The 19,318-nt window shown below is 69.4% G+C and carries 19 protein-coding genes; 12 read left to right on the top strand and 7 right to left on the bottom strand.

Annotation, left to right across the window (positions count from 1 at the left end; translation table 11 throughout):
- Nucleotides 1-50: 50 nt before the first annotated feature.
- The 11 genes from ACXAFN_RS12240 to ruvX all read left to right on the top strand — a co-directional run bounded on the left by ACXAFN_RS12240 (nt 51) and on the right by ruvX (nt 10,673).
- Entirely contained in the window at nt 51-605 is a 555-nt protein-coding gene (locus ACXAFN_RS12240) for a TRAP transporter small permease (protein WP_474989046.1), read from the top strand.
- Complete coding sequence (locus ACXAFN_RS12245; protein ID WP_474989048.1) at nt 602-1,882, top strand: TRAP transporter large permease; 1,281 nt, start codon at nt 602-604, stop codon at nt 1,880-1,882. Before ACXAFN_RS12240 ends, ACXAFN_RS12245 begins: the two co-directional genes overlap by 4 nt.
- A 17-nt stretch (nt 1,883-1,899) precedes the next feature.
- Nucleotides 1,900-2,934, top strand: coding sequence for a 4-hydroxythreonine-4-phosphate dehydrogenase PdxA (locus ACXAFN_RS12250; protein WP_474989050.1), 1,035 nt, complete (start codon nt 1,900-1,902; stop codon nt 2,932-2,934).
- A gap of 26 nt (nt 2,935-2,960) precedes the next feature.
- Nucleotides 2,961-4,133: an L-rhamnonate dehydratase gene (locus tag ACXAFN_RS12255; protein WP_474989052.1), complete on the top strand. Its 1,173-nt coding sequence runs from the start codon at nt 2,961-2,963 to the stop codon at nt 4,131-4,133.
- Nucleotides 4,134-4,141: 8 nt separating this feature from the next.
- Nucleotides 4,142-5,134 carry an AraD1 family protein gene (gene araD1 / locus ACXAFN_RS12260; RefSeq protein ID WP_474989054.1) on the top strand — a complete coding sequence of 331 codons (993 nt, stop codon included), beginning with the start codon at nt 4,142-4,144 and terminating at the stop codon, nt 5,132-5,134.
- 14 nt (nt 5,135-5,148) lie between these two features.
- Nucleotides 5,149-6,726: an aldehyde dehydrogenase (NADP(+)) gene (locus ACXAFN_RS12265; protein ID WP_474989056.1), complete on the top strand. Its 1,578-nt coding sequence runs from the start codon at nt 5,149-5,151 to the stop codon at nt 6,724-6,726.
- A 98-nt stretch (nt 6,727-6,824) separates the two neighbouring features.
- Complete coding sequence (locus ACXAFN_RS12270) at nt 6,825-7,550, top strand: CvfB family protein (RefSeq protein ID WP_474989058.1); 726 nt, start codon at nt 6,825-6,827, stop codon at nt 7,548-7,550.
- 84 nt (nt 7,551-7,634) lie between these two features.
- Complete coding sequence (gene gshB, locus ACXAFN_RS12275) at nt 7,635-8,603, top strand: glutathione synthase (RefSeq protein ID WP_474989060.1); 969 nt, start codon at nt 7,635-7,637, stop codon at nt 8,601-8,603.
- A gap of 16 nt (nt 8,604-8,619) precedes the next feature.
- Nucleotides 8,620-9,537 carry an energy transducer TonB gene (locus ACXAFN_RS12280; protein WP_474989062.1) on the top strand — a complete coding sequence of 306 codons (918 nt, stop codon included), beginning with the start codon at nt 8,620-8,622 and terminating at the stop codon, nt 9,535-9,537.
- A 70-nt stretch (nt 9,538-9,607) separates the two neighbouring features.
- On the top strand, nt 9,608-10,165 hold the full coding sequence (locus tag ACXAFN_RS12285) for a YqgE/AlgH family protein (protein ID WP_474989064.1): 558 nt from the start codon (nt 9,608-9,610) through the stop codon (nt 10,163-10,165).
- Nucleotides 10,166-10,232: 67 nt separating this feature from the next.
- On the top strand, nt 10,233-10,673 hold the full coding sequence (ruvX, locus tag ACXAFN_RS12290) for a Holliday junction resolvase RuvX (RefSeq protein ID WP_474989065.1): 441 nt from the start codon (nt 10,233-10,235) through the stop codon (nt 10,671-10,673).
- A gap of 37 nt (nt 10,674-10,710) precedes the next feature.
- Here the strand turns inward: ruvX and ACXAFN_RS12295 are convergent, their stop codons facing one another.
- The 3 genes from ACXAFN_RS12295 to ACXAFN_RS12305 form a co-directional block, all read right to left on the bottom strand.
- A complete protein-coding gene (locus ACXAFN_RS12295; protein ID WP_474989067.1) occupies nt 10,711-11,358 on the bottom strand; it encodes a hypothetical protein in 648 nt (215 codons plus the stop codon).
- 104 nt (nt 11,359-11,462) lie between these two features.
- Nucleotides 11,463-12,491, bottom strand: coding sequence for an aspartate carbamoyltransferase (pyrB, locus tag ACXAFN_RS12300; protein WP_474989069.1), 1,029 nt, complete (start codon nt 12,489-12,491; stop codon nt 11,463-11,465).
- 60 nt (nt 12,492-12,551) lie between these two features.
- Nucleotides 12,552-14,315, bottom strand: a complete 1,764-nt coding sequence (locus ACXAFN_RS12305) for a SulP family inorganic anion transporter (RefSeq protein ID WP_474989071.1) — start codon at nt 14,313-14,315, stop codon at nt 12,552-12,554.
- Nucleotides 14,316-14,424: 109 nt separating this feature from the next.
- On the opposite strand from ACXAFN_RS12305, the gene ACXAFN_RS12310 reads away from it, so the two are divergent.
- Nucleotides 14,425-15,261, top strand: a complete 837-nt coding sequence (locus tag ACXAFN_RS12310) for a LysR family transcriptional regulator (RefSeq protein WP_474989073.1) — start codon at nt 14,425-14,427, stop codon at nt 15,259-15,261.
- Nucleotides 15,262-15,274: 13 nt separating this feature from the next.
- Here the strand turns inward: ACXAFN_RS12310 and ACXAFN_RS12315 are convergent, their stop codons facing one another.
- From ACXAFN_RS12315 to ACXAFN_RS12330, 4 genes are all read right to left on the bottom strand, one after another.
- Complete coding sequence (locus ACXAFN_RS12315) at nt 15,275-16,495, bottom strand: multidrug effflux MFS transporter (protein WP_474989074.1); 1,221 nt, start codon at nt 16,493-16,495, stop codon at nt 15,275-15,277.
- 80 nt (nt 16,496-16,575) lie between these two features.
- The gene (gene maiA / locus ACXAFN_RS12320; protein ID WP_474989076.1) at nt 16,576-17,220 is read right to left on the bottom strand and encodes a maleylacetoacetate isomerase; all 645 of its coding nucleotides are present in this window, start codon (nt 17,218-17,220) and stop codon (nt 16,576-16,578) included.
- Nucleotides 17,221-17,231: 11 nt separating this feature from the next.
- Nucleotides 17,232-18,251: a fumarylacetoacetate hydrolase family protein gene (locus ACXAFN_RS12325; RefSeq protein WP_474989078.1), complete on the bottom strand. Its 1,020-nt coding sequence runs from the start codon at nt 18,249-18,251 to the stop codon at nt 17,232-17,234.
- A 202-nt stretch (nt 18,252-18,453) separates the two neighbouring features.
- The coding region (locus ACXAFN_RS12330; protein WP_474989080.1) for a homogentisate 1,2-dioxygenase domain-containing protein at nt 18,454-19,318 on the bottom strand (865 nt) is incomplete at its 5' end.

Raw genomic sequence — 19,318 nt, forward strand, 5'->3', positions numbered from 1 at the left:
CGGGCGCCCAGCGGGCGCCCCTCCCGTCATGCACAGAGGAGAGTCCGACCATGCCCTTGTTGGATCGTTGTCGACTCGGCCTGGAGCGCCTGCTGGAGGCGTTCACGGTGGCCCTGCTGCTGGGGCTGACCGCCATCGTGCTCGGCGCCGTGGTCTTTCGCACGGTGGGAAGCTCGATCCCCTGGTACGACGAGGTCGCCTCGGTGGGGCTGGCCTGGCTGAGCTTCTATGGCGCCAATCTGGCGGCCCTCAAGCGAGCCCACATGGGTTTCCCCGGGCTGGTCGCCAAGGCCCCGGAGGCGCTTCGTACGACCCTATTCCTGGCCTCGGAAGTCATCGTGATCGGCTTCTTCCTGGTGGTGGGTCTCTATGGATACCGGGTCCTCGATGTATTGGCCTGGGACACCCTGGTGGCCCTTCCCGCCGTCCATCTCGATGTTACCCAGTCGGTGATTCCCATCAGCGCCGCCTTGTTCATTCTCTGCGAACTGCTCAGCCTGCCCATGGCCTGGCGCAAGATGCGCAGCGGCGTGAACAGCGAAGAAGAAGAGATCGAGGCCGCCATTCGGCAGGCCGAGGATGACCTCAAGGAGCACCGCGCATGATCCTGCTCATCATCATTGCCGCCCTCTTCGCCCTGGTGCTGATCAACGTCCCCATCGCCGTGGCCATCGGTGTGGTCGGCGTCGTGGGCGTCTACCTCAACATGGGCGCCGAGGCACTGGTCAATGTGCCGCTGACGCTGTTCAACGGCGCCACCAAGTTTCCGCTGATCGCCATCCCGCTGTTCATCTTCGCCGGCGCGCTGATGAACACCTCGGGCATCTCTCTGCGCCTGATCAACCTGGTCACCGCCCTGGTGGGCTTCGTGCGCGGGGGGCTGGCGATGGTCAATGTCGGGGTGTCGCTGTTCTTCGCCGAGATCTCCGGCTCGGCGGTGGCCGACGTGGCCGCCACCGGCTCGGTGCTGATCCCCGAGATGAAGCGCCGCAAGTACCATCCCGACTTCACCGCCGCCATCACCTCCTCCTCGGCGTCGCTGGCGATCATCATCCCGCCGTCGCTGTCGATGATCCTCTACGGCGCCATCGCCGATACCTCCATCGTCAAGCTGTTCGTGGCGGGTATCGTGCCCGGCCTGCTGGGTGCCCTGGGGCTGGCGGGGGCCTGCTACTACTACGCGGTGAAGTACGACCTGCCCCGCGAAGCGGCGTTTTCGCTGGCCACCCTGGGCAAGGCGTTCCGCGAGGCCTTCTGGGCCCTGCTGCTGCCGGTGATCATCCTCGGCGGCATCTTCGGCGGCTTCGTCACCGCCACCGAGGGCGCCGGCATCGCCGTGCTCGCCGCCCTGCTGATCGGCGGGCTGGTCTATCGCGAGCTGAACCTCAAGATCCTCTACCGCGCGGTGATCGAGGGCGTGGTCCAGACCGCCGTGGTGATGCTGCTGGTGGCGACCTCGGCGGTACTGGGGCTGTTCCTCACCGAGATGCAGCTGCCTCAGCAGCTGGCCCAGCAGATCACCGCCATCACCCAGGATCCGGTGCTGGTGCTGGCGCTGCTCAACGTCCTGCTGCTGCTGCTCGGCATGTTCCTGCACGGCGCCGCCGCCATCATCCTGGTGGTGCCCATCGTCATGCCGCTGGTCCAGCAGATCGGCATCGACCCGATCCACTTCGGCCTGATCCTGACCCTCAACCTGGCCATCGGCCAGCAGACGCCGCCGGTCGCCTCGGTGCTCGCGACGTCCTGCTCCATCGCCAAGACCGATATCTGGAACACCACCCGCGTCAATCTGCCGATGATCCTGGTGCTTTTCATCGTGCTGATGCTGGTCACCTACGTGCCGGCTATTCCCATGACACTCGTCAACCTCTTCTATTGAGTGATACGGAGCCCCTCATGACCGATTCACGCCCCCTCATCGCCGTCACCCTGGGCGACCCGGCCGGCATCGGCCCGGAACTGATCGCCAGGCTGTTCGCCGAGACCCCGCTGTTCGCCGACGTGCATGCCGTGCTGGTGGGCGACCGCTGGCTGTGGCAGGAGGGGCAACGCGTCGCCGGCCTCTCTCATCCGTTACCCGAGGTCTCGGACTTTGCCGCCGCCCGCGACCACGCCGGGCCGGTTTTCCTGCCGGTCGACAGCGTCGCCGAGGGCGAGGTCGGCTATGCCGAGGAGACCGCCGCCGGCGGCGCCTCGGTGCTGGCGATCCTCGATCGTTGCCTGGCGGCCGCCCAGGCCGGTGAGGTGGATGCCATCTGCTTTGCGCCGCTCAACAAGCTGGCGATGAAGAAGGGCGGCCTGCAGCACGAAGATGAGCTGCACTTCTTCGCCGAGCGGCTGGGCGTGGAGGGGTACTTCTGCGAGTTCAACACCCTGGGCAGCCTGTGGACCTCGCGGATCTCCTCGCACATCCCGCTCAAGGATGCCGCCCGCTACGTCACCAAGGAGCGCATCGTTGCCGCCAGCCGGCTGATTCATGACTCCTTGAGACTGGCCGGTTTCGAGGCGCCGCGGGTCGCGGTGGCGGCCTTCAACCCCCATGGCGGCGAGGGCGGTACCTGCGGGCGCGAGGAGATCGATGTCATCGCCCCCGCCGTCGAGGCGTGCCGGGCCCAGGGTTATCCCATCGACGGCCCCTTCCCCGCCGACACCATCTTCCTCAAGGCCCGCGACGGCGACTACGACGCCATCGTCACCATGTATCACGACCAAGGGCAGATCGCGATCAAGCTGCTGGGCTTCAAGCAGGGCGTCACCGTTCAGGGCGGCTTGCCGATCCCCATCTCCACGCCGGCCCACGGCACCGCCTTCGATATCGCCGGCCAGGGCCGGGCCGATGTGGGGCCGACCCGCAACGCCTTCGAGATTGCCTGCCGCATGGGCGCCAATCTGCGTCGCCAGCGTCTCGCCGACGCCGCCACCCACGCCTGAATCTCCCCGTACAAGGAACACCGCACATGAAGATCAGCAACGTCCGCACCCGCGTCTTCGAATGGAAGGGCCACACCGTGCCCCCCACCGCCCACTTCTGCTCCAACGCCATGGACGAGCTGTGGGACAAGGGCGACTCCATGGGGACCTTCCGCTTCCACGGCTGGACCACCGTCGAGGTCGAGACCGATACTGGCCTGGTGGGGCTGGGCAACGTGGCGCTGGCGCCGCGCATCGCCAAGGCCATCATCGACCAGTACCTGGCGCCGCTGGTGATCGGTCAGGACCCCTTCGACTACGAGTACCTGTGGCAGCGCATGTATCGTTCCACCCACGCCTGGGGGCGCAAGGGCATCGGCATGGCGGCGATCTCCGGCGTCGACATCGCCATCTGGGACATCATGGGCAAGGCCGTCGGGCAGCCGGTGTTCAAGCTGCTCGGCGGGCGCACCAAGGAGAAGATCCCCTGCTATGCCTCCAAGCTCTATCGCACCGACCTGAAGTCGATGCAGGAGGAGGCCCAGTCCTATCTCGATCAGGGTTTCACGGCGATGAAGATGCGCTTCGGCTATGGCCCCAAGGATGGTCCCGCCGGCATGCGCGCCAACCTCGACAGCGTCGCCGCGGTGCGTGAGGTGATCGGCGAGGACGTCGACCTGATGCTCGAGTGCTACATGGGCTGGAACCTGGAGTACACCAAGCGCATGCTGCCGAAGCTGGAGCGCTTTCAGCCGCGCTGGCTGGAGGAGCCGGTGCTGGCCGACGACATCGACGGCTATGCCGAGCTCAACCGGCTGACCAGCATCCCCATCTCCGGCGGCGAGCACGAGTTCACCCACTACGGCTTCCGCCAGCTGCTCGAGAAGCGTGCCGTCTCGGTGGTGCAGTACGACACCAACCGGGTCGGCGGCATCACGGCGGCGCGCAAGATCAATGCCATCGCCGAGTCGTTCAGCGTGCCGGTGATCCCCCACGCCGGCCAGATGCACAACTATCACCTGACCATGGCGACCCTGGCCTCGCCGATGGCAGAGTTCTTCCCGGTCCACGACGTCGAGATCGGCAACGAGCTGTTCTACTACCTGTTCGAGGGCGACCCGGAGCCGGTCAACGGCTTCCTCGACCTGGATGACGAGACCCCGGGCCTCGGCCTCACGCTCAACGAGCGTTACTTCGACCAGTTCCACATCACCGAGTGAGGCCGGCCATGCGACTGATCCAGTATCTCGAGGAGGGGCAGCCGCGCGCTGCCCTGGTGGAGAGCGACGACGCGGTGAGGCCGATTCGCCTCGCCGGCGGCACCTACGCCCTGGCGCGGCTGGCCATCGCCAGCCGGCAGTCCTTGTCGGCGGTGATCGAAGTGCGGCTCGACGATGACCTGATCGACTATCAACAGCTGATCGACGAGCGCCGCCTGCTGCCGCCGCTGACCCATCCCGATCCGGCCCATTGTCTCGTGACCGGCACCGGCCTCACGCATCTCGGCAGCGCCGACACCCGCTCGGCCATGCACGCCAAGACCCAGGCCGACGAGTCCGAGCTGACCGACTCCATGCGCATGTTCAAGCTCGGCGTGGAAGGCGGCAAGCCGGCCGCCGGCGAGACCGGCGCCCAGCCGGAGTGGTTCTACAAGGGCGACGGCGACTGCGTGGTGGCCCCCGAGGCGCCGATGCCGGTGCCGGCCTTCGCCGAGGACGCCGGCGAGGAGCCGGAACTCGCCGGGCTCTACGTGATCGGCGACGACGGCCGGCCCTGGCGGGTCGGCTACGCCATCGGCAACGAGTTCTCCGACCACGTCACCGAGCGCTTCAACTACCTGTGGCTGGCCCACTCCAAGCTGCGCCACTGCAGCTTCGGCCCGGAGCTGTTGATCGGCGAGCTGCCCGAGCACCTCGAGGGCGTAAGCCGCATCGTGCGCGACGGCGAGCCCCTGTGGCAGAAGCCGTTTCTCACCGGCGAGGCCAACATGGCCCACAGCGTCGCCAACCTCGAGCACCACCACTTCAAGTACCCGGGCTTCCGGCGCCCCGGCGACGTCCACGTGCACTTCTTCGGCACCGCGACGCTGAGCTTCGCCGACGGCGTCCAGACCCGCGACGGCGATCGCTTCGAGATCAGTCTGCCGGCCTTCGGCCGCACGCTGCGCAACCCGCTGGCGTTCGCGGCCGACGCCGCCGACGCCACCGTTCATTCCCTGTGACCTCAGGAGGCAACATGACCCTGGAAGGCAAGCAACTCATCGGCCAGCAGGCCGTGACCAGCAACGGCAAGCCGATCCACGCCGTCGACCCCGCCACCGGCGAGACCCTGTCCCCGGCCTATCCCGCCGGCGGCCAGGCCGAGGTCGAGCAGGCCTGCGAACTGGCCTGGGCCGCCTTCGATCGCTATCGCGAGACCGGCCTCGAGGCCCGCGCCGCCTTCCTCGAGGCCGTGGCCGAGGAGATCGAGGGTATCGGCGATGAGCTGATCACCCGTGCCATGGCCGAGTCCGGCCTGCCGCGTGCACGCCTCGAGGGCGAGCGCGGCCGCACCTGCGGCCAGCTGCGCCTGTTCGCCTCCGTGGTGCGCGCCGGCGAGTGGCTCGACGTGCGCCTCGATCCGGCCCTGCCGGAGCGTCAGCCGATGCCGCGGGTCGACCTGCGCCAGCGCCACATCGCCCTGGGCCCGGTGGCCGTGTTCGGCGCCTCCAACTTCCCGCTGGCCTTCTCCGTGGCCGGCGGCGACACCGCCTCGGCACTCGCTGCCGGCTGCCCGGTGGTGGTCAAGGCCCACGCCGCCCACCCCGGCACCTCCGAGCTGGTCGGCCGCGCCGTGCAGCGCGCCTTGGCCAGGTGCGAGCTGCCCGAGGGCGTGTTCTCGCTGCTCTACGGCTCCGGCCGCGAGCTCGGCCAGGCGCTGGTCCGCGACCCGCGCATCAAGGCGGTGGGCTTCACCGGCTCGCGCAGCGGCGGCACCGCGCTGATGCAGGCCGCCCAGTCGCGCCCCGAGCCGATCCCGGTCTACGCCGAGATGAGCTCGATCAATCCGGTATTTCTGCTGCCGGAAGCGCTGAACAACCGCGGTAAGGAGCTTGGAGAAGCCTTTATCGGCTCGCTGAACATGGGCGCCGGCCAGTTCTGCACCAACCCCGGCCTGGTGATCGCCGTCAAGGGCGAGGCGCTCGATGCCTTCGTGGCGTCCGCCGGCGAGGCGGTGAAGGGCTCCACGGCCCAGACCATGCTGACCCCGGGCATTCATGACGCCTACGTGCAGGGCGTCGACGGCCTCATGCAAAGCAGCAAGGCCCGCGAGGTCGCCCGCGGCGACGCCGGCGAGGGCCCCAACGCCTGCCAGACCGGGCTGTTCGTGGCCTCGGCCGCCGACTTCCTCGCCGACGAGGCGCTGCAGGCCGAAGTCTTCGGCGCTACCTCGCTGGTGGTCGAGTGCGCCGACCTCGACGAGGTCAAGCGCGTGGCCGAGTCCCTGGAAGGCCAGCTCACCGCCACCCTGCAGATGGACGACGGCGACCTGGACGCGGCACGCAAGCTGCTGCCGACGCTGGAGCGCCGCGCCGGCCGGGTGATGGCCAACGGCTGGCCCACCGGCGTCGAGGTGTGCCACGCCATGGTCCACGGCGGCCCGTATCCGGCCACCTCGGACGCGCGCACCACCTCGGTAGGCAGCGCGGCGATCCATCGCTTCCTGCGTCCGGTGTGCTACCAGAATCTGCCCCAGGGCCTGTTGCCCTCGGCGCTTCGGGACGGCAACCCGGCCGGCGTTCGCCGCCTGGTCGACGGCCAGCGCGAGGCCTGAGGTCCGTCATCGCATGGCCCAGGGTCTGGCCGGTGAGTTTTGTCTGCCGGCGCCCATCGGGGATAATGGCGGCTCCACTCTCGACCGGTACGCCCGCCATGTCCGATGCCGACCGCCGCCGCGCCCCCCGGGCGGCCCACACCCGCCGCGAGCCGATGCGCCGTGCCCGCGAGCCTCGGGCGAACGTCGGCGAGGTCGTCTACCTGCCGGTGGTGACGGTCAACGAGACCGGCGCCTTTCTCGACTGGGGCCACTCCCGGGACCTGCTGCTGCCCTTCGGCGAGCAGCGCTTTCGCCCCACCGTGGGTCGCCGGGTGCTGGTGATGATTCAGGAGGACGACCGCGGCCGCCCCTTCGCCAGCCAGCGCCTCGATCGCTATCTTTCCGACCATGCCGAGGGCCTGTCCGCCGGCAGCGCCGTGGCGCTGGTGATCGCCGACCAGACCGATCTGGGCTACAAGGCGGTGGTCGACGGTCGTTTCTGGGGGCTGCTCTATCATGACGATGTGACCCGGCCGCTGCGCCGCGGCCAGCGCCTGGAGGGTCATGTGAAGCGGGTCCGCGACGACGGCCGCCTGGACCTGTCGCTGCTGCCGCCGGGCCCGGCACGGCTCGACGTGGTCGGCGAGGCGGTGCTCAAGGCACTGCGCGAGAGTGGTGGCTACCTGCCGCTCTCCGACGCCAGCCCGGCACCCGAGATCAAGTCCCGGCTCGGGGTCAGCAAGAACGCCTTCAAGCAGGCCATCGGCCGGCTCTACAAGCAGCGCCGTATCGTCATCGAGGCCGGCGGCATCCGCTTCGCGCCCGGCGGCGGCCAGGAGTGAGCGCCTTGGAGTCCTTCGCGGCCCTGCGGCATACTGCCAGCCATCATTCCCCGCCGGATCGCTCCGGCGCAGACGAGTAGACCGATGAGCCAACGCCCCCTCAAGGTCGGCGTGGTGATGGATCCCATCGCCGACCTCAGCTACAAGAAGGACACCAGCCTGGCCATGCTGTGGTCCGCCCAGGACCGCGGCGCCGCGCTGTACTACATGGAGCAGGAGGACCTGTTCCTGCGCGATGGCCGGGCCCACGCCCAGCTGCGCGAGCTCGAGGTGTTCCGCGACCCCGAGCGCTGGTTTGCTCTGGGCGAGGTCGCGTCGCGCCCGCTGGCCGAGCTCGACGTGATCCTGATGCGCAAGGATCCGCCGGTGGACGGCCACTTCCTCAACGCCGTGCACCTGCTGGGCTTCGCCGAGCGCGAGGGCGTGCTGGTGGTCAATCCCACCCGGGCGCTGCTGGAGTGCAACGAGAAGCTGTTCGCCCAGCAGTTCCCCGAGTGCTGCGCGCCGACCCTGGTGTCCTGCCGGGAGTCGGAGCTGCGTGCCTTCCATGCCGAGCACGGCGACGTCATCCTCAAGCCGCTGGACGGCATGGGCGGCAGCGGCATCTTTCATGTTCAGCCGGACGGCCGCAACCTGGGGGCGATCATCGAGACCCTCACCGAGCGCGGCCGCCGCCAGATCATGGCCCAGCGCTACCTGCCGGAGATCAAGGACGGCGACACCCGCATCCTGCTGGTCGACGGCGAGCCAGTCCCCTACGGCCTGGCGCGCATTCCCAGCGCCGGCGAGACCCGTGGCAACCTGGCCGCCGGCGGCCGTGGCGTCAGCCGCGAGCTCACCGACCGCGATCGCTGGCTGATCGGCCAGGTGCAGCCGATGATCCGCGAGAAGGGCCTGATGTTCGTCGGCCTCGACGTGATCGGCGACTACATCACCGAGATCAACGTCACCAGCCCGACCTGCGTGCGCGAGATCGACGACCAGCGCGGCACCGACATCGCCGGGGCGCTGATGGACGCCGTCGAGCGTCGTCTCGCCGAGCGTCGGGGCTGAGCCGGAAGACGCCGCCGTGGCCGCCCCCGTCAACGATCCGGTCCGCTACGCGCCGGTGACTCGGCCCTACCGCTACTGGCTGGCCTGGGCGGCGTCGCTGCTGCTGCATCTGGCGGTCATCGGCGCGGTGGCGAGCCGGCCGTTCGTCCCGGCCCCGCCGGAACGCACCGGCCTCGACGTGGTGCTGGCGACCCGGCCCGCCGAGTCCCCGGTGGCCGCCGAGGCGCTGGCCGAGGCCGCCCAGCGTGCCGCCGGGGAGGCCGCCGAGTCTCGCGCCGGGCCTGACCGACGGCCTGCTTCCCCCACGGCGACGGTCCCGGCCGGAGCGCCGGCCACCCCGACCGAGCCCGAGGTGGCCGCTCGACCCGAACCGGAGGTGCAGCCCGAGCCGAGCGCTCCGCCCGCCGTCGACCCGGAGCCCTCGCCGGAACAAGAGGCCGCGGAGGCCCCTGAACCCCGTCCCAGTACGGCCCAACCGGTGACGGACGCAGCTCCTGCGGCGACCGGCACCCCCGTATCGGGGCGCGACCTGCTGGCCCAGGCCACCACCAGCATTCGCGAACAGGGACTGTCCGCCGACTATGCCGGCGACGCCTCGGGGGCGGCGCGGCCGGCGGCACAGCGGGCCGCCGAGGCCCGCTACATCGACGACTGGACGCGCCGGGTCGAGGACTACGGCAACCGGGTCCACCCGGCGCCGCCGGACCTGGCGGGCCAGCTCAGGATCCGAGTCGTGATCGGCCGCGACGGTCAGGTTCGCCGGGCGGAAGTGATACAATCCTCGGGACATCCCGAACTGGACCAGGCGGCCCTGGACACCGTCCACGGCGCCGCGCCCTATCGTCCCTTCGACGCGGGCATGGGCGACCTGGACAGCCTGTCCATCACCCGGATCTGGCGGTTCGGCGACGGAAATCACTACGGCGTGCGCTAGCCACCGCAAGGCGCGCGCAGACATTTGGCGGCCCGCGACGGGAGCGTGCCGCATTCCGCTGGGGAGCTCCATGCAAAGCTTGAAAAATCACTTCCTGATGGCGATGCCGCACCTGGAAGATCCCAATTTCGCCGGCACCCTCAGCTACCTCTGCGACTACGACGACAAGGGCACCATGGGGGTGATCGTCAACCGGCCCCTGGAACTGACCCTCGATGCCCTGTTCGAGCAGCTCGAGCTGGAGTGCACCGGCAGCCCGCACCTCAATGCGCCCGTCTACTATGGCGGCCCGGTGCACAAGGACCGCGGCTTCATCCTGCACCAGGGCGACAGCCAGGAGTGGGACTCGAGCCTGCAGGTGGCCGAGGACATCGCCCTGACCACCTCCATGGACGTCCTCCAGGCCCTGGCCGAGGGCCGCGGCCCGGAGAAGTTCCTGGTCTGCCTGGGTTGTGCCGGCTGGGAGTCCGGCCAGCTCGAGGAGGAGCTCAAGGACAACGCCTGGCTGACCGTGGAAGGGCGCGCCGACATCCTCTTCGAGGTGCCGCCGGAACAGCGCCTGGGGGCCAGCGCCAACCTGCTGGGGATCGATCTCAACCTGATGACCCGCGAGGCGGGGCACTCCTGATGACGGGAACGCACTGCGCTCGCTCGTGGCGTTCGCCGGCCCGGTGCCCCCTCGGGGAGCGGTGCCGATGAGTGGCAGCGGCCAGCGCCTGATCCTGGGCTTCGACTTCGGCACCCGGCGCATCGGCGTGGCGGTGGGCAACGAGCTGACCGCCAGCGCCCGGGCCCTGGAGCCGTTGCCGGCCCGCGACGGCATCCCCGACTGGGACCGGGTGGCGCGGCTGGTGGATGAGTGGCGGCCGGACCTGTTCGTGGTCGGCCTGCCGCTCAACATGGACGGCAGCGAGAGCGTGATGAGCACCCGCGCCCGCAAGTTCGGCAAGCGGCTTTACGGGCGCTACGGCATTCCCTGCGAGATGGCCGACGAGCGCGGTTCCACCCGCGAGGCCAAGCATATCGCCCGGGAAGCGGGGCACCGCGGCAACTACCGGGACGATAGCGTCGACGGCCTGGCCGCGGTGCTGATCCTCGAAGGCTGGCTGGCCGACCGCGAAGGGCTGCCGCGCTAGGCTCTTCGCCCTCTCTCCAAGGTATTTCCGACGCGGCCTACTGGGTCGCATCCGGCCCGTTGCGGTACTTGGCGATGAAATCCTGCACTTCGACGCAGGTAAACGTCTCGATGAACGCGGCCAGGGTCGCGGGGCGTCGGAAGCGCTCCTCGAAGCGTTCCTCCGCGTCGCCCTGGCCCCGGACCACCCGTGCCCGGTAGAGCTCGCCCTCGCGGCTGACGTTGACGGTGGCGTGGCGCGGGTCATCGTGCTTCTCCACCGTCAGTTCGCGTTCCCGCGCGAGCAGTTCGCCCAGCGCCCGGCCGCCCTCGAGCGCGGCCGGGGAGGCCCAGAGGTCCTGGTCGCGGTCGCCGTAGCGAAACAGCAGCACGGCCGGCAGCGAGGTGAAGATGATGTTGGCCAGCAGCCAGGTGAGCTCGGTGCCGGAGGGCGAGGTCGTGAACAGCAGCCAGATATTGGCGGCGATGCCGACGACGAGCAGTCCGGCGAACGGCCGCCAGGTCCGCCAGCTCATGGCCTGGCGACCCAGCAGATAGCCCCACAGGCCGATGACGGTCACCGCGCCGATGGCCAGTTGCAGCAGCGAGAGCGGCGTGCCGCCGCCCATCGCCACGGCGAGGACGCCTACCGCCAGCAGTGCGGTATAGAAGATTGCCAGCAGTGCATAGGCACGTTGCAGGTTCATCGGCTCGCCCCTCCCTGTCGCCTGGTGGTCCGGCCGCTGTGGCCGTCTGCCTGCCAGCTTAGGCGAAACTCGCCGATCGGACCCGGTGGGGCGGCCAACGCAGTTCAGCGTGGCACGTCGTCCACGCCCACGGTGCCGGGCACGAACCAGGGCACGTCGCGCAGGTCCTTCTCGATCCGGTCCTCGACCTGGAGCAGGGTGGCGAAGATCGCCATGCGCATCGGGATGCCGTTGTCGGTCTGGCGGAAGATCGCCAGGCGCGGATCGCCGTTGAGGTCCACGTCCAGGTCGTTGGCGTCGGGACGGCTGTCGCGGGGCAGCGGGTGCATGACGATGGCGTGGTCGTTGACGCGCTGGTCCATGAAGGCCTTGTCCACGGTGTAGTCCCGCGACAGGCTGAAGCCCTCGCTCATCTCGGCGGTGAAACGCTCCTTCTGGATGCGGGTGGTGTAGACCACGTCGACGTCGGAGAAGTCGCTGGCCAGGCTCTCGCGGGTCTCGACCCGATGGCCGCGGGAGGCGACCAGCTCGATCAAATGCTGTGGCATCTCCAGGCCCGGCGGCGAGACCAGGGTGATACGCATCGGCTCGTAGAGCGACAGCAGCTTGATCAGCGAGTGCACGGTGCGGCCGAACTTCAGGTCGCCGGTGAGCAGGACATGGGCACCGGCCAGGCGCTTGCCGCGTCGGGCGAACTCCTTGTCGATGGTGTAGATGTCGAGCAGCGCCTGGCTGGGGTGCTCGCCGGGGCCGTCGCCGCCGTTGATCACCGGCACGTTGGTGGCGCGGGCGAACTCGGCCACCGAGCCTTGCTCCGGGTGGCGCATCACGATGGCATCGCAGTAGCCGCTCATCACCCGGCTGGTGTCGTAGAGCGACTCGCCCTTGGCCATGGAGGAGAAGGTGAAGCCGGTGGTGTCGCAGACGCTGCCGCCCAGTCGGCAGAAGGCCGCGTGGAAGCTGACCCGGGTGCGCGTGCTGGCCTCGAAGAACAGGTTGCCGAGCACCGCGCCCTCCAGCACCCGGGTGACCTTGCGGCGTTGGGCGATCGGCTCCATGCGCGCCGCCACGCGCATCAGGTGATCGACATCGTCTCGGGACAGGGAATCGACGGAGAGCAGGTGAGAACTCATTTGCGGGCCTCGGCTGGCGGTGGGGGTCGGGCGCTAGTTTACTCTCCGTCGTGCCTGGCTTCAGCCTTCTCGCGCCAGTATCTCCCCGGCGTCCGGCGTCGGGCCGCACTCGGTGAAGATCCGCTTGTGGCAGCTCTCGCAGGTCCCCGGATCCAGCGCCGGGGCGATGGCGGCGATCGCCGCCTCGGGCGTCTCGAAGAAGCGCTGCTCGCCGAGCCGGGCCAGGTCGCCGCGGCGGCCGAGCTCGTCCAGCACCGTGCCCTTGAGCGAGCTGATCATCAGCTCGCCGCCCTGGTCGCGCAGTCGCCGGGCCTCCTGGAGCAGCATCTCGGTGCCGGCGGTGTCGATGAAGTTGATGCCCTTGCCGATGATCAGCATTCGCGTGCCCGGCGCGGCGCCGAGTGCCCGCAGCCGGCGCTGCACGTGGTCGGTGGCGCCGAAGAACAGCGAGCCGTCGATGCGCAGGATCTTCAGCTGCGGGCACTGGGCGAGGGCGTAGCGCTCGACGTTGCGGATGTGGCGGCGCGGATGGTCCTGGCGCGGTGCCACCTCCATGACGGTGGGGCGCGAGGTGCGCTTGAGGTAGAGCACCAGCGACAGCAGCACCCCGACGTAGATGGCGAATTCCAGCGCCACCAGCAGGGTGGCGGCGACGGTCGCCGCCAGGATCATCGCCTCGTGGCGGCTGGCGCGCACCAGGTGGGCGATGTGGTGGCCGTCGATCAGGTTCCAGGCGATCAGCAGGATGCCGCCGGCCATGGCGGGCAGCGGCAGGTAGGCGGTGATGTCCGGGGCCAGCACCAGGATCAGCCCCAGCAGGGCGGCGCCGAACACCGACGCCAGCGGGGTGCGGGCGCCGGCATCATAGTTGGCGCCGGAACGGGTGAAAGACCCGGAGCTGGCGTAGCAGGAGAAGAAGCCGCCGATGATGTTGGACAGCCCCTGGCCGATGAATTCCTGGTTGCCGTCGATCACCTGCCCCGAGCGCAGGGCGATGGCGCGAGCGATCGAGACGGCCTCGATCAGTCCCAGCAGGGCGATGGCGAAGGCGCCGGAGGTCAGGGTGCGCAGGCTGTCCGGCGACAGCTCGGGCAGCGACAGCGGCGGCAGGGTGCCGGGCAGGGCGCCGACCAGGGCGACCCCGTGGGCCTCGCCGTCCAGCAGCCAGCAGGCCAGGCTGCCGGCCGCCAGCCCCAGCAGCAAATGTGGCGCGCGGCGGTGGAGGCGCCGCACCACCAGCGAGGTGACCAGCGAGATCAGGCCGATGGCCAGGGCGTAGGGGTTGGTCTCGGGCAGCGCCCGCATCAGCTGCGCCAGTTCCGCCAGGAAGCCCTGGCCATCGACGGCGACACCGAGCAGGTGCTTCATCTGGCTGGTGGCGATCAGGATCGCCGCCCCCGTGGTGAAGCCGATCACCACCGTGTGGGAGATGAAGCTCACCAGGCTGCCCAGCCGCAGGAGCCCCATCGCCAGCTGGATCACGCCGACCAGCAGGGTCACGGTCAGGGCGGCGGCGAGATATTCCGAGGGCGTCAAGGCGCCCAGGCTGCCGACCACGCTGGCCAGCACGATGGAGAGCGCGGCGGTGGGGCCCGAGATCATGTGCCAGGAGCTGCCGAACAGCGCCGCCACGCTGGCGGCGACGATGGCGGAATAGAGGCCGATCTCCGGCGGTAGGCCGGCGATGAAGGCGTAGGCGACGCCCTGGGGCAGCACCAGGATGGCGCCGGTGAGCCCGGCCATCAGATCGGCGCCCAGGATACGACGGTCGAGGGAGCGGCCCCAGCTCAGGAAGGGCAGAAATCGCGTGGGTCTGGGCGCCATGGGGAGAAACCTCGAACGATATACGGGGGAGCCAGCCTAGGGAAAAGCTGGCATGCTGGAAAACAAAATTTTCTGGCCTTCATGAACATAAAAATCGAAGATGGCTCCCATGGACACCCAACTGCTGGAAACCTTTCTCGAGGTCGGCCGACTGCGTAACTTCGGCAGGGCCGCCGAGAGCCTGTGCGTATCGCCCTCTACGGTCAGCGCGCGCATCCGCCAGCTGGAGGAGCACCTGGGGCTTGCGCTCTTTACCCGCGGCCATCACCGCATCGACATGACCCCCGCCGGAGAGCGCATGGAGCGCCATGCGCGTTTCATCCTCGGCGCCTGGGAGCGGGCCTATGAAGACACCGCGCTCAGCGAGCGCCACCAGCGGCGCCTGGTGGTGGCCGGGGTCGCCAGCCTGTGGGATATCTTCCTGCAGGACTGGCTCACGGAGATCTATCGCGCCCATTCGACGCTCGGGCTGCGTGCCGAGGAGAGCACGCCGCTGCGGGTGGTCGAGAAGCTGGAGCAGAACATGATCGACGTCGGCTTCCTCTACGACACGCCGCGCCTGCGCGGGGTGGGGGTCGAGGAAGTAGCGAGCATCCCGCTGGTGATGGTCGCGAGCCGGCCAGGCATCGAGGCCGAGCAAGCGGTGGGCGACGGCTACATCCGCGTGGAATGGGGCACGGCCTTCGCCAGCGTCCACGAGAGCCGCTTCCCGCAGCGCCTGCTGGCCCGGGGCCGCGTCAACAGCGGGCGCATCGCCCTGAACCTGCTGCTGGAGTGCGGCGGCGCGGCCTACCTGCCGGCAGACATCGTGGCCCCCTGGTGCCGCCGCGAGCGGCTGTTCGTCGTCGAGGACGCCCCGCCGATCGAGCTCAAGGCCTATGTCGCCTACCACCTGCACGGCGAGCATCGCGAGCTGATCCGTGAGCTGCTCAAGCGGCTGCGGTGATGGCCGCGGCCGCCTAGCGTGCGCCCTGGCCCTCGGCGACCGGCGCGTTGCCCCGTCCTGTCCTGACCAGTCGGGCATAGGCCGCCAGGGCCAGCACGCCGGATAGCCCGATGGCCAGGGTCATGGCGAGCGACGTGCCGTCGTGGAACTGGCCGACCAGGGCGCTGCCCAGGGCGGCGATGGTCATCTGCAGGAAGCCGAACAGCGAGGAGGCCGAGCCGGCGCACTGCGGGTTGGGCGCGAGGGCCCCGGCCATGCTCTGGGGCATGACGATGCCGAAGCCGATCATGTAGACGACGTGGGGCAGGATGATGGCCCAGGGGGTGTGGACCCCGAGCAGCGCCAGGGCGGCCATGCTGACCCCGCCCAGGGCGCAGAGCAGGGTGGCGCGCGACAGCAGGCGGTCGCGGCTCAGCCGGCGGCTGTAGCGCCCGCTGATCAGGCTGCCGGTGAAGAAGCCGCCGACGATCAGCGTGAACAGCACGCCGTAGAGGCCCGGCGACACCCCCAGGTACTCGATCAGCACGAAGGAGGAGCCGGACAGGAAGGCGAACATGCCGGCGAAGGCGGCGGCGTTGGTCAGCGTATAGCCGACGAAGACACGCTGGCCGAGCAGCATGCGGTAGTTGGCGAGGATGGCGCGGGGGGCGATGGACTGGCGTTGCGTCGCGGGGAGCGACTCGGGCAGCCACCAGGCGAGGATCGCCAGCATCGCGACCGCGTAGCCCGCCAGCAGCCAGAAGATCGCCGCCCAGCCGAGCACCGCCAGCAGCCCCGCCCCGATCACCGGCGCCAGGGCCGGCGCCAGGGCCATGACGCTGCCCATGTAGGAGAGCGCTCGCCCGGCCTCGACGGGCCCGTGGATGTCGCGCACCGCGGCCCGGGCCAATACCGGCCCGGCGGCACCGCCCAGCGCCTGCAGGAAGCGGCCCAGCAGCAGCCATTCGGTGCTCGGCGCCAGCGCGCACAGCAGGCTGGCCACCAGGAAGAGACCGAAGCCGGCGATCATTACCGGGCGGCGTCCGAAGCGGTCGGAGACCGGGCCGCAGAACAGCTGGGCCAGGGCGAAGCCGGCCATGTAGACGCTGAGGGTCAGCTGGATCTGATCGGGGCTGGCGCCGAGCGCCTCGGCCATGGCCGGCATGGCCGGCAGGTACATGTCGGTGGCCAGCGGCCCCAGGGCGGTCAGGGCGGCGAGCACGGCGACGGTAGCGGCGGAAGTCGGCCTCAGCACGGCGGCTCCTCGGTGAGTGGGCGATCACCAACGACGAGGGGAAGCACCGACCGGTGCTTCCTTAGCCCGCTTATTGTACCTCAGGTCGCGTCGGGCTGCTCTCCGGGCGCCGCCCGCCGGAAGGCCTCCAGGGCCCGGGCGTTGGCGGCGATGCGCCGGATACGCGGATAGGCCGCGAGGTCGCACTCGAAGCGCTCGGCGTTGAACACCTGGGGCACCAGGCAGATATCGGCCAGGGTCGGGGCGTCGCCATGGCAGAAGTCACCACTGCCGGCCTCGCGGCTGAGCTGGGCCTCCAGGGCGGTGAAGCCCTCGTGGACCCAGTGCCGGTACCAGGCCAGCTTGGCCGCCTCGTCGACGCCGAGCTCGCCCACCAGATACTTGAGCACCTTCAGGTTATCGAGGGGGTGGATCTCGCAGGCCACCAGCTGGGCCAGGGCGCGCACCCGGGCGCGGTCGGCGGGATGCTCGGGCAGCAGCGCCGGGGCCGGATGGCACTCCTCGAGGTATTCGCAGATCGCCAGCGACTGGGTCAGCCGTCGCCCATCCTCGGTCTCCAGCACCGGCACCAGGCCCTGGGGCTGGCGCGCCAGGTGGGCCTCGCTGCGCTGCTCGCCCTTGACCAGGTTGACCGGGGCCTGGGCGTAGTCCAGGCCCTTGAGGTTCAGCGCGATGCGCACCCGGTAGGCCGCCGACGAGCGGAAATAGCCGTAGAGCGTGGTCATGGCCGGTCTCCTTACTTGGCCTCGTGCTTCACGACCCGCTGGTCGATGGCGCCGAAGATGCTCCGGCCGTCGCGGTCGAACATCTCGATGCGCACCCGGTCGCCGAAGCGCATGAAGGGCGTCTTGACCTCGTCGTGGAGGATCTTCTCGACCATGCGCACCTCGGCCAGGCAGCTGTAGCCCACGCCGCCGTCGGTCACCGGCTTGCCGGGGCCGCCGTCGGCGTCCGGGTTGGATACGGTGCCCGAGCCGATCACCGCGCCGGCGCCCAGGTAGCGGGTGCGGGCGGCGTGGGCCACCAGCTCGGGGAAGCCGAAGATCATGTCGGGGCCGGCCTCCGGCTCGCCGAACTTGTCGCCGTTGAGGTGCACGGTCAGCGGCAGGTGGACGCGGCCGTCCTTCCAAGCGTCGCCCAGCTCGTCCGGGGTCACGCAGATCGGCGAGAAGCTGGAGGCCGGCTTGGCCTGGAAGAAGCCGAAGCCCTTGGCCAGCTCGCCGGGGATCAGGCCGCGCAGGCTGACGTCGTTGACCAGCATGATCAGCTTGATGTGGCCGGCGGCCTGCTCCGGCGTCACCGCCATGGGCACGTCGTCGGTGATCACCGCGATCTCGCCCTCGAAGTCGATGCCATGCTCCTCGCTGACCGCCTCGATGTCCTCGAAGGGGGCCAGGAAGGCATCGCCGCCGCCCTGATACATCAGCGGGTCGGTCCAGAAGGTCTCGGGCATCTCGGCGCCCCGGGCCTGGCGGACCAGCTGGACGTGGTTGAGGTAGGCGGAGCCGTCGGCCCAGTGATAGGTGCGCGGCAGCGGCGAGTGCAGGGTGCCGTGGTCGAGGTCGAAGGTGCCCTCGGCGCGGCCGTCGTTGAGCGCCGCGTAGCGCTCCTCCAGGCGTTGGGCGAGATCGTCCCAGCGTTCGATGGCCTGCTGCAGGGTGGCGGCGATGTCGCTGGCGCGCACGGCACGGGTCAGGTCCCGGGAGACCACGACCAGTTCGCCGTCGCGGCCGTTGTTCAGGGTAGCGAGTTTCATGGTGGCGTTCCTGTGGGTATGTCAGAGGATTCGGGGCGTCCGTTGTCCAGAGCGTCTTGCACTCTGAGTGGACAGTGATGAGCTTTTCCGTCGACAAGCCTTCGCGAGGCGCTGTAAACCCATCCTTGGGCGCTACTTTTGCCATCCATGGCAAAAACCCTCGCTGCGGCTTGTCCCCGGCGCTCATCTTCGTCGGTAGAGGTTAGCGCCGATTCGGATCGAAATGGGCGCGCAGGGTCGACCAGACCTCCACGTAGTCGCGCTGGCGGAAGTCGGCGGCCAGCGCGGCCTCGGTGGGGTGGAAGACGTAGCGGCTCTCGAACATAAAGGCCAGCGTATTGCCTTGATACTGGGGTTCGAGCTCCGCCTGGCTGGCCTTTTCGAAGGTGTCGGCGTCGGGGCCGTGGGGCGACATGCAGTTGTGCAGGCTGGCGCCGCCGGGTACGAAGCCCTCCGCCTTGGCGTCGTACTCGCCGTGGATCAGGCCCATGAACTCGCTCATCAGGTTGCGATGGAAGTAGGGCGGGCGGAAGGTGCCTTCGGCGACCATCCAGCGCGGCGGGAAGATCACGAAATCGATGTTGGCGGTGCCCGCGGTGTCCGACGGCGAGGTCAGCACGGTGAAGATCGACGGGTCCGGATGATCGAAGCTCACGCTGTTGATGGTGTTGAAACGTGCCAGGTCGTACTTGTAGGGCGCGTAGTTGCCGTGCCAGGCCACCACGTCCAGCGGCGAGTGGTCGAGCCGTGTGCTCCAGAAGCGACCGGAGAACTTGGCCACCAGCTCCATATCACCCTGGCGGTCCTCGAAGGCGGCCACCGGGGTCAGGAAATCGCGGGGGTTGGCCAGGCCGTTGGCGCCGATCGGCCCCAGGCCAGGCAGCTCCAGGGGGCTGCCGTAGTTCTCGCAGACATAGCCTCGGGCGGCATCATGGCCCTCGGCCAGGCGCACCTGGAACTTGACGCCGCGCGGAATCACCGCGATCTCGCCGCCGCCCACCTCGAGCTCGCCGAGCTCGGTGCGCAGGCGCAGGGTGCCCAGCTGGGGCACGATCAGCAGCTCGCCG

Source organism: Halomonas sp. ABH4_019, from assembly GCF_056159885.1.

Bases quoted from the DNA above. Each gene is read 5' to 3' on its own strand.
- gshB (WP_474989060.1), top strand. From the start codon at position 7,635: ATGAGCCAACGCCCCCTCAAGGTCGGCGTGGTGATGGATCCCATCGCC.
- maiA (WP_474989076.1), bottom strand. From the start codon at position 17,220: ATGACCACGCTCTACGGCTATTTCCGCTCGTCGGCGGCCTACCGGGTG.
- ACXAFN_RS12245 (WP_474989048.1), top strand. From the start codon at position 602: ATGATCCTGCTCATCATCATTGCCGCCCTCTTCGCCCTGGTGCTGATC.
- ruvX (WP_474989065.1), top strand. From the start codon at position 10,233: ATGAGTGGCAGCGGCCAGCGCCTGATCCTGGGCTTCGACTTCGGCACC.
- ACXAFN_RS12285 (WP_474989064.1), top strand. From the start codon at position 9,608: ATGCAAAGCTTGAAAAATCACTTCCTGATGGCGATGCCGCACCTGGAA.
- ACXAFN_RS12255 (WP_474989052.1), top strand. From the start codon at position 2,961: ATGAAGATCAGCAACGTCCGCACCCGCGTCTTCGAATGGAAGGGCCAC.
- ACXAFN_RS12295 (WP_474989067.1), bottom strand. From the start codon at position 11,358: ATGAACCTGCAACGTGCCTATGCACTGCTGGCAATCTTCTATACCGCA.
- ACXAFN_RS12310 (WP_474989073.1), top strand. From the start codon at position 14,425: ATGGACACCCAACTGCTGGAAACCTTTCTCGAGGTCGGCCGACTGCGT.
- pyrB (WP_474989069.1), bottom strand. From the start codon at position 12,491: ATGAGTTCTCACCTGCTCTCCGTCGATTCCCTGTCCCGAGACGATGTC.
- ACXAFN_RS12265 (WP_474989056.1), top strand. From the start codon at position 5,149: ATGACCCTGGAAGGCAAGCAACTCATCGGCCAGCAGGCCGTGACCAGC.
- ACXAFN_RS12270 (WP_474989058.1), top strand. From the start codon at position 6,825: ATGTCCGATGCCGACCGCCGCCGCGCCCCCCGGGCGGCCCACACCCGC.
- ACXAFN_RS12240 (WP_474989046.1), top strand. From the start codon at position 51: ATGCCCTTGTTGGATCGTTGTCGACTCGGCCTGGAGCGCCTGCTGGAG.
- ACXAFN_RS12305 (WP_474989071.1), bottom strand. From the start codon at position 14,315: ATGGCGCCCAGACCCACGCGATTTCTGCCCTTCCTGAGCTGGGGCCGC.
- ACXAFN_RS12250 (WP_474989050.1), top strand. From the start codon at position 1,900: ATGACCGATTCACGCCCCCTCATCGCCGTCACCCTGGGCGACCCGGCC.
- ACXAFN_RS12325 (WP_474989078.1), bottom strand. From the start codon at position 18,251: ATGAAACTCGCTACCCTGAACAACGGCCGCGACGGCGAACTGGTCGTG.
- araD1 (WP_474989054.1), top strand. From the start codon at position 4,142: ATGCGACTGATCCAGTATCTCGAGGAGGGGCAGCCGCGCGCTGCCCTG.